This window comes from Pseudoduganella plicata (genome assembly GCF_004421005.1).
Lineage (GTDB): Bacteria > Pseudomonadota > Gammaproteobacteria > Burkholderiales > Burkholderiaceae_D > Rugamonas > Rugamonas plicata.
The window spans coordinates 5,266,331-5,281,715 of sequence record NZ_CP038026.1; the positions used below are offsets into that span (position 1 = coordinate 5,266,331).

Here is a 15,385-nt window from a genome sequence, read left to right on the forward strand (position 1 = left end):
CGACCGCGCGGCCAGTCCACCATGTCCCTCGAAACCACCTTTACCCGCGCCTGGCAGCGGCGCGGCCCGCTGGCCTGCGCGCTGTATCCGCTGGCGCTGCTGTTTCGCGCGCTGGCGGCGCTGCGCCGCTGGCTGTACCGCACCGGCATCCTGCGCTCGAACCGCCTGCCCGTCCCCGTTGTCGTGGTCGGGAATATTTTCATTGGCGGTACCGGCAAGACGCCGCTGACGATCTGGCTGGTGCAGCAGTTGCGTGCGGCCGGGTTGACGCCCGGCGTGGTGTCGCGCGGCTTTGGCGCCACGGACGGCGCGCCCCGTCCCGTCACGGCGATGTCCACGCCGGCGCAGGTGGGCGACGAGCCCGTGCTGATCGCCACCCGTGCCGGCTGTCCCGTCGTGGTGGGACGCGACCGCGCCGCGGCGGGCAGGGCGCTGCTGGCGGCGCATCCCGAAGTGGACGTCATCCTCACCGACGACGGCCTGCAGCATTACGCGCTGCAACGCGACGTGGAGATCGTGCTGTTCGATGGCCGCGGCACGGGCAATGGCTGGACGTTGCCGGCCGGGCCCCTGCGCGAAGGCCCGGGGCGGCGGCGCGACGTCACCGTCGTCAACACGCCCGAGCTGACGGACGCCCTGCGACGCAAGGTCGGCAACGGCGGCCCCGTGTTCCAGATGACCCTCGCGGGGGACGTGGCCGAGCGCCTGGCCGACCGGCGCGAGCGCGTGACGCTGGCCGAGCTGGCGGCGCGGCCCGTCAAGGTCGCTGCGGTCGCGGGCATCGGCAATCCGGCGCGCTTCTTCGGCATGCTGGCGAACGCCGGATTGCGCTGCACGGAGCTGGCGCTGCCGGACCATCACGATTTCCTCGACAATCCGCTGCGCGCGCTGGACGCGGACGTGATCTTGATGACGGAGAAGGATGCAGTAAAATGCGTGCAAATTGAAGAACTGAAGGACGATCCCCGGCTGTGGGTCGTTCCGGTCACGGCGCGCATCGATGCCGCGCTGGCCGAACACATTGTGGAGAAATGCCGTGGACGCACGTTTGCTTGATATCCTGGTCTGCCCTGTTTGCAAGGGGCCGCTGATGCACGACAAGAAGACCCAGGAGCTGATTTGCCGCGGCGACCGCCTCGCTTTCCCCATCCGCGACGGCATCCCGATCATGTGGGCCGACGAAGCCCGCACGCTGCAGGACACCGTCGAGTAAATGCGGCCAGCATGAGCTTCACCGTCATCATCCCCGCACGGCTGGCCTCGACGCGGCTGCCGGATAAACCGCTGGCCGACCTGGGCGGCAAGCCGATGATCGTGCGCGTGGCCGAGCGCGCGCGCCTGTCCGGCGCGGCCCGCATCATCGTCGCCACCGACCATGACAGCATCCTGGCCGCCTGCGCCCGGCACGGCATCGAGGCGTGCCTGACGCGGGCCGACCATCCTTCCGGCACCGACCGCATCGCCGAGGTGGCGCGGGCGCTGCAGCTGGCGCCGGACGCCGTCGTCGTCAATCTGCAGGGCGACGAGCCACTGATCGACCCAAGCCTGCTGGCCGCCTGCGCCGCCCGCATCGGCGCGGACGTACCGATGGCCACGTGCGCCCATCCGCTGGACGACGCGCATGACGCGTTCAATCCGAATGTCGTGAAGGTCGTGCTGGACAAGCATGGGCGCGCCTTGTACTTCAGCCGCGCCACGATCCCGTGGGCGCGCGATGCCTTCGCGGTCAATCGCGCAACCCTGCCTGTCGCCTATTCGCCACTGCGCCACATCGGCCTGTACGCCTACCGCAACGACTTCCTGCAGGCGTACCCCGCCCTGGAACTGTCGCCCCTGGAAGGCATCGAGGCGCTGGAACAGCTGCGCGTGCTGTGGCATGGCTACCCGATTGCCGTGCACGTCACCGACGCGGCGCCGGCACCCGGCGTGGACACGCCGGAAGACCTGGAGCGGGTGCGCCGCCACTTCGGCTGAAGCCTGATCATTTTGCATGTGAAAAACGCTCCCAAGGTGGCGTTGGGGCGGCCTTTTGTGGTAAGTTTCGTCACAACCCTGACACACTTACCATATTATTAAAAACGTTCTAGGAATTTTTCATGCGTCTCATTCTGTTAGGAGCTCCCGGCGCCGGCAAGGGAACCCAGGCCAACTTCATCAAGGAAAAGTACAACATTCCTCAGATTTCGACGGGCGACATGCTGCGTGCCGCCATCGCGGCCGGTAGCGAACTGGGCATCGCGGCCAAGAAGGTGATGGACGCCGGCCAGCTGGTATCGGACGACATCATCATCGGCCTGGTGAAGGACCGCCTGAAAGAAGCGGACTGCGCCAACGGCTACCTGTTCGACGGCTTCCCGCGCACGATCGCGCAGGCCGACGCGATGAAGGATGCCGGCGTGAAGGTCGATTACGTTCTGGAGATCGCCGTACCGGATGAATCGATCATCGAGCGCATGGACGGCCGTCGTTGCCACCCGGGCTCGGGCCGCGTGTACCACGTTAAGTTCAATCCGCCGAAAGTGGACGGCATCGACGACGTCACGGGCGAGCCGCTCGTGCAGCGCGAAGACGACCGCGCCGAGACGGTGAAGAAGCGCCTGGACGTGTACCACAACCAGACCGAAGTCCTGCTGGGCTACTACAACGAGTGGGCCAGGTCGGGCGACCCGGTGGCGCCGCAGTATCGCCGCATCGAAGGCGTGGGACCGGTGGAGGAAATCCGCGACCGGGCGTTTGCCGCACTGGCAAACTAAAAGAAGGCGGACCTGCGGGTCCGCTTTTTTTTGTCCCATTTTTAACATCGCGCAGTCAGATTACTGTTCGGGCCCCTGTTGGCCAGTCGAGATTTCGCAGTACGTGGTTTGGTAGGCCGCGCCTGTCCGGGCGGTTTTCTGAAGTCCGTTTTATTTGCTGATCCGAAAACAATGGGGGACATATGGCAGCTGGTCTTTGGTTTGCTGTGGCGTGCGGCATCGTCGCCGTCGTGTATGGGCTGGTTTCACGCAGCTGGATTCTCGCGCAGGACCCGGGCAACCCCCGCATGCAGGAGATTTCCGCTGCGATCCAGCAGGGCGCCGGGGCCTACCTGGCGCGCCAGTACCGCACGATCGGCATCGTCGGCGTCATCCTGCTGGTCGCCATCTTCTTCCTGTTGGGCGCGCACACGGCGCTCGGTTTCCTGATCGGCGCCGTGCTGTCCGGCGCCTGCGGGTTCATCGGCATGAACGTCTCCGTGCGCGCCAACGTGCGCACGGCCCAGGCGGCATCGCTCGGGATGAATCAGGCCCTGAACGTCGCGTTCCGCGGCGGCGCCATTACCGGGCTGCTGGTGGTCGGCCTGGGCCTGCTGGGCGTGGCGCTGTTCTACTGGATGCTGACGACGTTCTCCACCGCCGCCTACCCGGCACCGCAAATGACGCCGCACGATGTCGTCAAGCCGCTGATCGGCCTGGCGTTCGGCGCCTCGCTGATCTCGATCTTCGCCCGGCTGGGCGGGGGCATCTTCACCAAGGGCGCGGACGTGGGCGCGGACCTGGTCGGCAAGGTCGAGGCGGGCATCCCCGAGGACGATCCGCGCAATCCCGCCGTCATTGCCGACAATGTGGGCGACAACGTCGGCGATTGCGCCGGCATGGCCGCCGACCTGTTTGAGACCTACGTGGTCACGCTGATCGCCACGATGCTCCTGGGCGCCCTCGTCATCACGGACGCGCCGAACGAGGCGATGCTGTATCCGCTGCTACTGGGCGCCGTGTCGATCCTCGGCTCCATCGTCGGCTGCATGTTCGTCAAGAACAAGCCGGGCAAGAAGATCATGTCGGCGCTGTACACAGGCCTGTGGTGGTCGGCGATCCTGTCGCTGATCGGCTTTGCCGTCGTGACCTGGCTGCTGTGGACGGACGACACGATGCGCTGGAAGATGATGGGCGCCACCGTCGTGGGCATCGTGCTCACGGGCCTGATGGTCTACATCACGGAGTACTACACGGGCACGGACTTCAAACCGGTGCGCCACATCGCGGACGCCTCGACGACCGGCCACGGCACCAACATCATCGCCGGCCTGGGCGTGTCGATGAAATCGACGGCATGGCCGGTGCTGGCCGTCTGCGTGGCGATCCTTGTCTCGTTCAAGCTGGCCGGGTTGTACGGCATCGCCATTGCCGCCACGTCGATGCTGTCGATGGCCGGCATTATCGTGGCGCTCGATGCCTACGGTCCCATCACCGACAACGCCGGCGGCATCGCCGAGATGGCCGGCATGCCGGACTCCGTGCGCGCGATCACCGATCCGCTGGATGCCGTCGGCAATACCACCAAGGCCGTCACCAAGGGTTACGCGATCGGCTCTGCGGGGCTGGCGGCGCTGGTGCTGTTTGCCGACTACACGCATGCGCTGGAATCGGTCGGCAAGACGATGACGTTCGACCTGTCCAACCCCATGGTCATCGTCGGCCTGTTCATCGGCGGCCTGATTCCCTACCTGTTCGGGGCGATGGCGATGGAGGCCGTGGGCCGCGCAGCCGGCGCCGTCGTCGTCGAGGTGCGGCGCCAGTTCCGCGACATTAAGGGCATCATGGACGGCACCGGCAAGCCGGAATACGACAAGGCCGTGGACATGCTGACGGCGTCCGCCATCCGCGAAATGATCGTGCCGTCGCTGCTGCCCGTCATCGTGCCCATCCTGGTCGGCATGCTGCTGGGCCCCGCCGCGCTGGGCGGCATGCTGATGGGGACCATCGTCACGGGGCTGTTTGTCGCCGTCTCGATGACGACCGGCGGTGGCGCCTGGGACAACGCCAAGAAGTACATCGAGGACGGTCACCACGGCGGCAAAGGCTCGGACGCGCACAAGGCCGCCGTCACGGGCGACACGGTGGGAGATCCGTACAAGGACACGGCCGGTCCCGCCGTCAACCCTTTGATCAAGATCATCAACATCGTCGCGCTGCTGCTGGTGCCGCTGCTGCCGACCACGGGCTGGCTGGCCGTATCGGCCGAGCCGCTGCTGGCGCACGGCCCTGCCAGTGCGCAGGTCGCAGCCGTGCCGGCGACGCTTCCCGCCGGGTCACGGGCCACCTCGCAGGCCGCACCCGAACCGGCGCACTGAGAGGCCGTCGCAACCGTGCGGCCGGCCTCGCAGGGGCCGGCGTATCATCGGAACGCCATTCCAGGAGCGTTCCATGACCTTTTTGATCCGCCGCCAGATCCGGATCGCCGTGCTGGCGGCGCTGCTGCCATGCGTGGTGTTTGCGCAGACGCCGCCGCGGTCCGCGGCCGACCGGGAAGCCTATGCGCGCCTGCCCGTCTGCAAGCTGCGGCCGGACGGGCGCGCGCTTGCAGTCGAGCCGTGCCGCACGGCGCCTGCACGGCGGCCGATGCCACGCAGGCCGGTGCCGCAGCGGATCGAGCCGACGCAGCGCATCGCCCCACCCGACGTTGCCGATATGCCGGCGCCACCGTCCGCGCCGGTGACGCTGTTCGAGCTGACGCCACGCACGGGGCCAGCGGCCGTCGTTACCCCGGCGCCCGGCACGTCCGTCACGCCGCCGCCTTCACCCTACGTCAACCACGCGCCGGGTGCATTCGCCACGCCACCGCCGGGCGTCAGCCAGCCAATGCCCGCCACCTGCGGCGCGGGCGGCTGCCGCGATGCTGCCGGCACCCAGTATAACGGCTCGCGCGTGCTGACCAGTCCCACCGGACGGCTGTGCAGCAGTGCCGGCGGCGTCGTCACCTGTATGTGAACGGTAAGCGTCATTCCACCATCGTCTAGACATCGGCACTGACCCGCTCGGCGGCCTGTGCCAGCGGCAAAGACGTGACAGAGCAGCTGGAGGACGTGCCGGCCAGCTTCCGCATGATCCGCCATGTACCCCAAGCTGGCGTGATCAGGAACCGTTCACACGCAAAAGAGGGCGGCAACGCCGCCCTCTTTTGCTACCTACCTAAGCTTAGAAACAGCAGGCGAGCAGATTGATGCAGCATTCAATGCCAGAACAGCAGCTATTGCTGGCAGCAAAGGCAACCGCCGAAGTGGCCATGAGTGTGAAAGCTGCGCCGATTTTGATGATTTTCGATTTCATTTGAGACTCCGATATAAGCTAAGAATTGACCGATTAGAACTAAAATTGTTCTTGCCGTCAGTCAGGTGGAGTCCAGATTTCTTTGAAACGATTTGGTAAGTAAATCACAAGCTTCCTTGGTACATCACGCGCGCCTTTCCATGAGGGTACGACCAGCGCGGCCTGAGGAGCCATCAGGGCTATCAGTGGCAGACAGTCCATCTCCACGCATTGAGCCATGCCGCAATCTTGGTCTGGGCAGCAGGTGCTCACTTCGCGGGCCGAAGCGTAAGCGCTGACCGTCAACGCAAACGTGAGAAAAATCGCCCAAAAAATTTTCATAACGCCAGTTTAGCGTAAGACTGGGGCCCTGCATTAAGCGAGGCTGAATTGGGCTGCATCTGGTTGGCTCTACCTGGGGCGAATGCCAGACCACGCAAGATGGTGCTCCGGCGACGCTTAGTGTGAACAATGGGTCCTTCGCGCTACAATGTGGGTTGACGTTAACGTAAACGTCATCCACCACGAAGGAGACACGAACGATGCAAATCAGGGACAACGTATTCATCATCACCGGCGGCGCGTCGGGCCTGGGCGCGGCCACGGCGCGCACCCTGGCCGCAGCCGGGGCGAGGGTCGTGCTGGCGGACGTGCAGGAAGGCCCGGGCCAGGAGCTGGCCGAGGAGCTCGGCCGGAACGCAACTGCCATATTCGTCCGCTGCGACGTCACGTCGGAAGCGGACGGCCAGGCCGTGGTTGCCGCCGCGGCAGCGCTGGGCACGTTGCGTGGCCTGGTCAACTGCGCCGGTGTCGCGCCCGCAGTGAAGACGGTCGGCAAGGACGGCCCCCATCCGCTGGACGTGTTCCAGCGCGCCGTCAACATCAACCTGATCGGCACCTTCAATATGTGCCGGCTGGCGGCGGAAGCGATGGGCAAGACCGACGCGGCGGAGCAGGGCGAGCGGGGCGTCATCATCAACACGGCGTCCGTGGCCGCGTTCGACGGCCAGATCGGGCAGGCGGCTTACGCGGCCTCGAAGGCCGCGGTGGCCGGCATGACGTTGCCGATGGCGCGCGACCTGTCGCGCAGCGGCATTCGCGTGATGACGATTGCGCCGGGCATCTTCGAGACGCCGATGCTGCTGGGGATGCCGGCCGAGGTGCAGGACGCGCTGGGGAAGATGGTGCCGTTCCCGCCGCGGCTGGGCAAGCCGGACGAATACGCCCATCTGGCCAAGGCCATCATCGAGAATGTGATGCTGAACGGCGAAACGATCCGCCTGGACGGCGCGATTCGCATGCAGCCGAAATAAGGTAGCATTCCACCGTCACGAGCGCGCCGGACCGCCGGCGCGTTTTGTATTGTGGAGAACCGATGATCAGCTTCAAACACCTTGCCCTTGCCGTGGCGCTGGCCTGCGCCGCCGCGCCGGCGCTGCACGCCCAGGATGGGGGCCAGCGCCCGGTTCCTGCAAAGGCGGCCGACAAGGCCGCCCTGCAGGCAGCCCCCGAAATCGCCACCGGCTATGCGGAAAAATCCGGCTGGACGGCCAGCAAATTCATGGTGGCGGCGGCCAATCCGCTCGCGACCGAGGCGGGCTACCGCATGCTCAAGCAGGGCGGCAGCGCCATCGACGCGGCAATCGCCACGCAGATGGTGCTGACGCTCGTCGAGCCGCAATCGTCGGGCATCGGCGGCGGGGCGTTCCTGCTGCTGTTCGACGGCAAGAAGGTGCACTCCTACGACGGCCGCGAAACGGCGCCGATGGCCGCCACCGAGCGGCTCTTCCTCGACAAGGACGGCAAGCCTGTGTCGCGCGAGACGGGCGTCGTCGGCGGCCGCTCGACGGGCGCGCCCGGTGTGCTGCGCATGCTGGAAATGGCGCACAGGAAGCATGGCAGGCTGGCGTGGTCGAAGCTGTTCGAGCCAGCCATCGAGCTGGCCGAAAAGGGCTTCAACGTCAGCCCGCGCCTGAATGCGCTGCTGCGCTACGACCAGCGCCGCCTGACGCGCGACCCGGTCGCGGCGGCGTATTTCTATGACGCGGACGGGCAGCCCCGTCCCGTGGGCTACCTGCTGAAAAATCCGGAACTGGCAAAGGTCCTGCACGAAGTGGCACAGGGTGGCGCCGACGTGTTCTACACGGGCCGCGTGGCGCGCGACATCGCCGCCAAGGTGGCCGGTCATCCGACTAACCCGGGCCTGCTGACGGCCGCCGACATCGCCAGTTACCGGCCGCGCGAGCGCGATCCCGTCTGCAGCGACTACCGCAAGTGGCGCGTGTGCGGCGCGCCGCCGCCATCGTCCGGCGGCATCGCGATTGCGGAGATGCTGGGCATCCTGGAGACGACCGACATCGGCGCGCACCGCCCGGTCAACGGCGTGCCGGACGCCCAGGCAATACACCTTTTCAGCGAAGCGGGCCGGCTGGCCTACGCGGACCGCAACCGCTACGTGGCCGATACCGACTTCGTGCCGCTGCCGGGCAACGGCATCGCGTCGCTATTGGATAAACGCTACCTGGCCCGCCGCGCGGCGCTGATCGGCACGCAGTCGATGGGCAGCGCGCAACCAGGCACGCCGCAGGGCATGCAGGTGGCGTGGGGCACGGATACCGCCATCGACAAGCCGTCCACGTCGCACCTCGTCGCGGTGGACGGGTATGGCAACGCTCTGACGATGACGACGTCGGTGGAAGACGCGTTCGGCTCGCGCCAGATGGTCGATGGCTTCATGCTGAACAACCAGCTGACGGATTTCTCGTTCGACGCGCTCGATGCCAACGGCCCGATCGCCAACCGCGTCCAGCCGGGCAAGCGCCCGCGCAGCGCCATGTCGCCCACGCTGGTGTTCGACAAGGCGACCGGCAAGCTGGTGCTGGCGACGGGATCGCCGGGCGGCTCGACCATCATCAACTACGTGGCCAAGGTGCTGGTGGGGACGCTGGACTGGAACCTGGACGTGCAGCAGGCCATCAGCCTGCCCAACTTCGGCAGCCGCAACGGCCCCACGGAGCTGGAAGCGGGGCGCTTCCCGGACGCTGTCGTGCAGCAGCTGAAAGCACGCGGACACGAGGTGCGCCAGTTCGAGCAGAACTCCGGCCTGCAGGGGATCCAGCGCGTGCGGCGCGACGGCAGGGATGTCTGGTTCGGCGGCGCCGATCCGCGCCGCGAGGGGATCGTGCGCGGGGATTGATTCCGGCGCTGGCGCGCACTCGCCGGCCGTACGAAACAGCAGTGAGGGAAAACGTCGGCGACGGGCCGCGCATCGGCAAAGCGCGCGGTTATTGCGTTGGCCACCTGACCACGGGTGGGGAGCCTTATCGAAGCAGTGTGCGGTTCGGTGAGCTGGCGATGCCCGAATTTTCGATCACCTCGCGGGTGGCGTATCCCGGCTCCACATAGCCGTAACCGCCTTTGACCACGCGCCCGTCCGCAAACGTCGCCTCGATCCGGTAACTGCCTTCGCCGGCGAGGAAGAAGTGTGCTTCGGCAGATGCGCCACGTGGCAGGGCGGGCAAGGTCATGGTACCGGTCCCGCGGCCCGATTCGTGTATCAGCACCACGGCGGCCAGGTCCGCGCCGCTCGCGTTGGTGACCCTGACGTGCACGACCGGCTGGAACCAGCCCCTTATGGCGGCGGTCAGCGCGCCCGCCGCAAAGCAGATTCCTGCAAACAGCATGATGCCAACGACTTTCGCGGCGATCTTCAAGCGGCTCTCCCTTTGATTGTCGAAGCGACAGGATTCTATCGCGGCGCAGTCGCCAGCAAACCACGAACGTCGCCGACGGGGGGCTCTCCGGGCGCCGGAAGGCTCCGAGAAAGGTGCCTGCCGCCATATAACCTGTTACCCTTATTGGATGGGAATGAAAAAGAAGACCGGCCTGATACTGACCGGGGGCGGCGCCCGTGCCGCTTACCAGGTCGGGGTTCTGCAGGCAATCTCCGAGATATTGTGCGACGCCGGCTGGCCGCCAGCCAGAAATCCGTTTCAGATCATCTGCGGCACGTCCGCCGGCGCGATCAACGCGACGGCGCTGGCTTGCCGCGCCGATAACTTCGGCGAGAGCGTGCAGAAGCTGGTGGACGTGTGGTCGCACATTGCCGTCGCCCAGGTCTACCGGGCCGACTCCCTGGGCGTGCTCCGCGCCGGCGCGCGCTGGCTGTCGCTGCTGTCGTTCGGCTGGCTGCTGCGCAAATGGCGCGCCTCGCCGCCCAATTCCCTGCTGGATAACACGCCGCTGGCCGACCTGCTGCACCGCATGCTGGACCTGCCGCGGCTGGACTCCGTGCTGCAGGAAGGGCTGCTGCACGCGGTGGCCGTGACGGCGTCGTCGTACACGGGCGGCCAGCACCTGACGTTCTACCAGACGGCCGCCGAAATCGCGCCGTGGGTGCGCATGCAGCGGGTGGCGCTGCAGGACCAGATCGGCGTCGAGCACCTGCTGGCGTCGTCGGCCATCCCCTTCATCTTTCCCGCCACGCCGTTGTACCTGGGCGGACACCGCGAGTATTGCGGAGACGGCTCCATGCGCCAGCTGGCGCCCATTTCGCCGGCGATCCACCTGGGCGCGGCCAAGGTGCTGGTCGTCGGTGCCGGGCGCCTGTCGGAGTCGGGCCGGCCCGCGGTGGAATCGGCCCGCTATCCCAGCCTGGCGCAGATCGCCGGCCATGCGATGTCGTCGATTTTTCTCGACAGCCTGGCGGTGGATATCGAACGCCTGAACCGCATCAACCAGACCCTGTCCGTGCTGCCGCCCGAGCTGCTGGAGAAGACGCCGCTGCGACCCGTCCAGCTGCTCGTCATCGCCCCCTCCGAGCGGCTGGACGACCTGGCGCTGCGCCATATCGGCAGCCTGCCGGCGCCCGTGCGCACGCTGCTGTCGGGAATCGGCGCCACCGAGGTGCGCGGCGCCGCGCTGGCGTCGTATCTGCTGTTCGAGGCCAGCTACACCAATGAGCTGATCCGGCTTGGCCAGCGCGACACCCACGCCCGCCGCAGCGACGTACTGGCGTTTTTCGGATCATGACGATGAGAACCATGTCGCGATACCTGCTGTGCGCCTTGCTGTTCTGCGTCTTGCTTCCATTAGCGGCCGCGCTGGCCGATGCCGCGCCGGCGCGCACGCTGCGCTTCGAGCAGCTGGGCGTGGCGGACGGGCTGGCGCAGGAATCGGTGCTGGCAATCGCGCAGGACCGCCAGGGCTTCATGTGGTTCGGCAGCCAGGGCGGCCTGTCGCGCTTCGACGGCTACCGCACGGTGGTCTACCGCCATACGCTGTCGGACCCGCACAGCCTGGCCGAGAACTGGGTGCGCGTCATCCACGTCGATCCGTCCGGGCGCATGTGGGTCGGCACGGACAACGGCCTGGACCTGTTCGACCCGCTGACGCAGCGCTTCACGCACTACCGCCCGGAGGAGCCGGAGCAGCGCGGCAACGGCAACCGCCACATCCGTGCGATCATCGACGACGGTGCGGGCGGCCTGTGGGTCGGCACTGCGGACGGTCTGCAGCGCTTCGACCCCGCCACCGGGCGCTTCGCGCTGTGGCACAACGAGGTGGCCAATCCACGCAGCCTGGGTCACGATCAGATCAATGCGCTGGCGCGCGACAAGGCAGGCCGGCTGTGGATCGCCACGCCGGCCGGCGTCGACATGCTGGCGCCTGGCGCGCAGGGCTTCCGCCATTACCGCATCCAGTCGGCCACGGGCCGGCCCGTGGCCGCGCAGGCGCTGCTGGCCGACCGCGACCAGCTGCTGTGGGTCGGCACGCACGAAGGCGTCGAGCGCTGGCAGCTGGGGCCCGGCGGCACGGAGCCGCGCCGCGAACGGCTGGACGAAGCACAGGGCATGATGCCGGGAATCGTCGCCACGCTGTTCCAGGACATCGAAGGCACCGTCTGGCTCGGCATGCGCAACCAGGGGCTGCTGCGCTGGCTGCCGGAGTCGAGGCGCTTCGTTCAATATCGCCATCAGCCGGGCGATCCGCACAGCCTGGCCGACGACTACGTTGCCGCCTTGTTCCGCGACCGCGTCGGCACGCTGTGGGTGGGCACGTGGTACAACGGCCTGAGTCGCGTCGACCTGGCCAGCGGCGGGTTCGCCCGCCTGGTCAAGGACCCCGACCAGCCGCGCTCACTGAGCGACAACCGCGTCTTCACCATCGCCCAGGCGGAGAATGGCCGGCTGTGGATCGGCAACAAGGATGGTCTCAGCCTGCACGACCCGTCCACCGGCGAGAACACGGTGTTCGCGCTGCCGCGCGGCGAGACCTTCCGCAACGAAGGCCAGGTCACGGCGCTATGGCCACAGCGCGATGGCACGCTGTGGGTCGGCTCGCGCACCGGGGTGCGCCTGTTCGATCCCGCGCGGCAGACGTTCGGGCCCGCACTGCTGGCGCACGGCGACCCCGAGACGGACGTGGTGCGCTACCTCTACCAGGACCGCGCCGGGATGCTGTGGGTGGCCACGAAGGCGGGCCTGGTACGGCTCGATCCCGCCAGCGGCGGCGTGCTGGTGTTCCGGCACGATCCGGCCGATCCGGCCAGCCTGTCCGACAATATCGTGCGCCCCATCCTGGAGGATCGCCGCGGCGACCTGTGGGTGGGCACGTTCAACGGCCTCGATATGCTGGACCGCAGGACGGGTCAGTTCCGCCACTTCCGCCACGACCCCAACGATCCGGCAAGCCTCAGCCACAACGAGGTGCATTACCTGTACGAGGACGCCAAGGGCACGCTGTGGGTGGGTACCGCGTCGGGCCTGAACCGGATGGAACGCCGGCCGGACGGCAGCGCCAGGTTCCGCCGCTACCTGCGCCAGGACGGCCTGGCCGACGATGCCATCGCCGCCATCCTGGCCGACCGGACGGGCAAGCTGTGGCTGTCGTCCAACACCGGGGTGTCCAGCCTCGATCCTGCCTCCGGCCGCGTCAACAACTACTCCGGCGTGGACGGCACCATCGAAGGCGCGTACTTCGACGGCTCCGCGCTGGCGGCGCAGGACGGCACGTTGTACTTCGGCGGCTTCAACGGCATCACGGCGTTCGATCCGGCACAGATCCGCTCGAACACGATGGCCCCGCCCGTCGTCATCACGGACTTCCAGATCTTCAACCGTTCGCAGCGGCCGGGCGAGCGCGATGTCGATGGCCACGCCGTGCTGACCCACGCGATCGAATACACGCGCGCGCTGACGTTGCAGCAGGACGACTCCGTGTTCTCCCTTGAATTCTCGGCGCTGCACTTCGCGGCGCCGCAGCGCAACCGCTTCGCCTACCAGCTGATCGGCTTCGACAAGAACTGGGTCAGCACGGACGCCGGCAAGCGCTTTGCCACGTACACAAACCTCGATCCCGGCAACTACGTGTTCCGCGTCAAGGCGGCCAACAAGGACGGCGTCTGGAGCGAGCCCGCCACGCTGGCGATCACGATCCTGCCGCCTGTCTGGAAGACCTGGTGGTTCCGCCTGCTGGCGGGCCTGCTGGTGCTGGGCGGCGCGTTCGCGCTGTACCGGGCGCGAGTGCGCGTGCTGAGCCACCAGCGCGCGCGCCTGGAACAACAGGTCAGCCTGCGCACGGCCGAAGTGGAAATGAAGAACCGCATGCTGCTGGAGCAGAAGCGCGAACTGGAGCAGCGCGACGAGCGCCTCAGCCAGGCCAAGCGGAAAGCGGAGGATGCGACCCGGCAGAAGTCGGAATTCCTTGCCAATATGAGCCATGAGATGCGTACGCCGTTGGCGGGCGTGATCGGCATGCTGGGCTTCGCGCTGCGCGACGAGGCGTTGGCCAGTACCACGCGCGAGCAGATCGAACGGGGCCAGGCCAATGCGCAGTCGCTGCTGTCGATCATCAACGACCTGCTGGACTTCTCCAAGATCGAGGCAGGCAAGCTGACGATCGAGAAGATCGACTTCGCGCTGGCCGCGACGGTGGAGAACGTCGTCAGCCTGTTCGAGGAACAGGCGGCCGCCCACAGTATCGAGTTCCGCGTCGAATTCGGTGCCAACCTGCCGCCGTTCGTCGTCGGCGACCCGACGCGCCTGCGCCAGGTGCTCGTCAACCTGGTCGGCAATGCGTTCAAGTTCACGCAGCAGGGGCAGGTCACGCTGCGGGTGGAGCGCGTGGGTGAGTGCGACAGCACGGATGCCGAGGCGTGTACCCTGATCCGCTTCACGGTGGAGGACACGGGGATCGGTATTCCGGAAGCGGAGCTGCCGCGCCTGTTCGAGAAGTTCGAGCAGGCCGATGCCACGACGACGCGCCGCTACGGCGGCACGGGCCTGGGCCTGGCGATCTGCCGCGACCTGGTGGGGCTGATGGGCGGCGAGATCAGCGCCGTCAGCACGCCGAACGTGGGAAGCGTGTTCAGCTTCACGCTGCCGCTGCGCCGCGGCATCGCGCCGCCGCTGGTGCCGCACGTGCCGCGTGCGCCGCACAGCCACCAGCTGCGCGTGCTGTGCGCCGAGGACTTCCCCACCAACCAGATCATCGTGCGCATGATGCTCGAGGAGCTGGGGCACAAGGTCGATATCGCCGGCAACGGCGCGCTCGCCGTGGCCGCGTGCGCGCAGACACGCTACGACCTGATCCTGATGGACGGCCGCATGCCGGAAATGGACGGCCCGGCCGCGACGCGCCTGATCCGCGCTGGCGGTCCGCCCGGGGCGCCGGTGCGCGACCAGGGGCTGATGATCATCGCGCTGACGGCCAACGCCAGCGAGGAAGACCGCAGCCGCTACCTCGCCGCGGGCATGGACGATTTCCTTACCAAGCCGATTGACGAAGGTGCGCTGCACTTCCAGCTGTCGCGCGCTATCGAACGCCAGCTGCAGCGCGGCATAGCGCTGCAGCCCATGCCGGGCCGATCGGAACCGGGGCGGCCCAGCGTGGCGGACCTGGATGCGATGTTCGGCGTGGACACCATCGGCGGCGCGCCGCCTGCAGGCACGACGGCCGGCGCCGTTACGGAGGACGACGCGGATGCGGAGCGTCTGGCTTCGGAAAAGGCCGCAGCCGAAGCCTTGCGATTGCGCCTGCGCGACGCCTTCATTGCCGATCTGCCAGGCCGGCTGGACGACCTCGATGCGGCACTGGCCGCGGCCGACGCCGATGCGGCCGGCCGGCTGTTCCACGGCATGAAGGGCAGCGCGGCGTATCTGCAGGACATGGAGCTGCATGCGCTGTGCTCGGAGCTGGAGCGCGCCGCCGATCGCGCGCTGTGGCCGGCGATCCGGCACAAGCTGCCTCGCCTGCATCAGATGCTGGGACGGATCGTGTCGCCGGCGCGGACGGACTAGAGCAAAAGCCGCATTTACAGG

The 15,385-nt window shown here is 67.3% G+C and carries 12 protein-coding genes; 10 read left to right on the forward strand and 2 right to left on the reverse strand.

Features of this window, described 5'->3' with window-relative positions:
- Nucleotides 1-21: 21 nt before the first annotated feature.
- From lpxK to E1742_RS23265, 6 genes are all read left to right on the forward strand, one after another.
- Nucleotides 22-1,056: a tetraacyldisaccharide 4'-kinase gene (lpxK, locus tag E1742_RS23240; protein WP_134387456.1), complete on the forward strand. Its 1,035-nt coding sequence runs from the start codon at nucleotides 22-24 to the stop codon at nucleotides 1,054-1,056.
- Nucleotides 1,037-1,213, forward strand: coding sequence for a Trm112 family protein (locus E1742_RS23245; RefSeq protein ID WP_134387457.1), 177 nt, complete (start codon nucleotides 1,037-1,039; stop codon nucleotides 1,211-1,213). The genes lpxK and E1742_RS23245 overlap by 20 nt, the downstream gene beginning before the upstream one ends.
- 11 nt (nucleotides 1,214-1,224) lie before the next feature.
- Nucleotides 1,225-1,974, forward strand: coding sequence for a 3-deoxy-manno-octulosonate cytidylyltransferase (gene kdsB / locus E1742_RS23250; protein ID WP_134387458.1), 750 nt, complete (start codon nucleotides 1,225-1,227; stop codon nucleotides 1,972-1,974).
- Between the two features lie 122 nt (nucleotides 1,975-2,096).
- Nucleotides 2,097-2,753, forward strand: coding sequence for an adenylate kinase (gene adk, locus E1742_RS23255; RefSeq protein ID WP_134387459.1), 657 nt, complete (start codon nucleotides 2,097-2,099; stop codon nucleotides 2,751-2,753).
- Between the two features lie 182 nt (nucleotides 2,754-2,935).
- Nucleotides 2,936-5,110: a sodium-translocating pyrophosphatase gene (locus tag E1742_RS23260; RefSeq protein ID WP_134387460.1), complete on the forward strand. Its 2,175-nt coding sequence runs from the start codon at nucleotides 2,936-2,938 to the stop codon at nucleotides 5,108-5,110.
- Between the two features lie 73 nt (nucleotides 5,111-5,183).
- Nucleotides 5,184-5,747 (forward strand): hypothetical protein, encoded by a 564-nt coding sequence (locus tag E1742_RS23265; protein WP_134387461.1) that lies wholly within the window; start codon nucleotides 5,184-5,186, stop codon nucleotides 5,745-5,747.
- Nucleotides 5,748-5,954: 207 nt separating this feature from the next.
- Here E1742_RS23265 and E1742_RS27105 read toward each other — a convergent pair whose 3' ends face one another.
- The gene (locus E1742_RS27105) at nucleotides 5,955-6,086 is read right to left on the reverse strand and encodes a hypothetical protein (protein ID WP_259772415.1); all 132 of its coding nucleotides are present in this window, start codon (nucleotides 6,084-6,086) and stop codon (nucleotides 5,955-5,957) included.
- A gap of 521 nt (nucleotides 6,087-6,607) precedes the next feature.
- Between E1742_RS27105 and E1742_RS23270 the strand changes: the two genes are divergently transcribed.
- Nucleotides 6,608-7,378: an SDR family NAD(P)-dependent oxidoreductase gene (locus tag E1742_RS23270; RefSeq protein WP_134387462.1), complete on the forward strand. Its 771-nt coding sequence runs from the start codon at nucleotides 6,608-6,610 to the stop codon at nucleotides 7,376-7,378.
- Nucleotides 7,379-7,440: 62 nt separating this feature from the next.
- Entirely contained in the window at nucleotides 7,441-9,261 is a 1,821-nt protein-coding gene (gene ggt / locus E1742_RS23275; protein ID WP_134387463.1) for a gamma-glutamyltransferase, read from the forward strand.
- Between the two features lie 124 nt (nucleotides 9,262-9,385).
- Here the strand turns inward: ggt and E1742_RS23280 are convergent, their stop codons facing one another.
- The gene (locus E1742_RS23280; RefSeq protein WP_134387464.1) at nucleotides 9,386-9,778 is read right to left on the reverse strand and encodes a hypothetical protein; all 393 of its coding nucleotides are present in this window, start codon (nucleotides 9,776-9,778) and stop codon (nucleotides 9,386-9,388) included.
- A gap of 148 nt (nucleotides 9,779-9,926) precedes the next feature.
- Between E1742_RS23280 and E1742_RS23285 the strand changes: the two genes are divergently transcribed.
- Both E1742_RS23285 and E1742_RS23290 read left to right on the forward strand, forming a co-directional pair.
- Nucleotides 9,927-11,096 (forward strand): patatin-like phospholipase family protein, encoded by a 1,170-nt coding sequence (locus E1742_RS23285; protein WP_134387465.1) that lies wholly within the window; start codon nucleotides 9,927-9,929, stop codon nucleotides 11,094-11,096.
- An 11-nt stretch (nucleotides 11,097-11,107) separates the two neighbouring features.
- The gene (locus E1742_RS23290; protein ID WP_229466267.1) at nucleotides 11,108-15,364 is read left to right on the forward strand and encodes a two-component regulator propeller domain-containing protein; all 4,257 of its coding nucleotides are present in this window, start codon (nucleotides 11,108-11,110) and stop codon (nucleotides 15,362-15,364) included.
- The last annotated feature ends 21 nt before the right edge of the window (nucleotides 15,365-15,385 follow it).

Coding starts and splice junctions, on each gene's coding strand:
- E1742_RS23265 (WP_134387461.1), top strand. CDS start 5,184: ATGACCTTTTTGATCCGCCGCCAGATCCGGATCGCCGTGCTGGCGGCG.
- E1742_RS23290 (WP_229466267.1), top strand. CDS start 11,108: ATGTCGCGATACCTGCTGTGCGCCTTGCTGTTCTGCGTCTTGCTTCCA.
- lpxK (WP_134387456.1), top strand. CDS start 22: ATGTCCCTCGAAACCACCTTTACCCGCGCCTGGCAGCGGCGCGGCCCG.
- adk (WP_134387459.1), top strand. CDS start 2,097: ATGCGTCTCATTCTGTTAGGAGCTCCCGGCGCCGGCAAGGGAACCCAG.
- ggt (WP_134387463.1), top strand. CDS start 7,441: ATGATCAGCTTCAAACACCTTGCCCTTGCCGTGGCGCTGGCCTGCGCC.
- E1742_RS23260 (WP_134387460.1), top strand. CDS start 2,936: ATGGCAGCTGGTCTTTGGTTTGCTGTGGCGTGCGGCATCGTCGCCGTC.
- kdsB (WP_134387458.1), top strand. CDS start 1,225: ATGAGCTTCACCGTCATCATCCCCGCACGGCTGGCCTCGACGCGGCTG.
- E1742_RS27105 (WP_259772415.1), bottom strand. CDS start 6,086: ATGAAATCGAAAATCATCAAAATCGGCGCAGCTTTCACACTCATGGCC.
- E1742_RS23285 (WP_134387465.1), top strand. CDS start 9,927: ATGGGAATGAAAAAGAAGACCGGCCTGATACTGACCGGGGGCGGCGCC.
- E1742_RS23270 (WP_134387462.1), top strand. CDS start 6,608: ATGCAAATCAGGGACAACGTATTCATCATCACCGGCGGCGCGTCGGGC.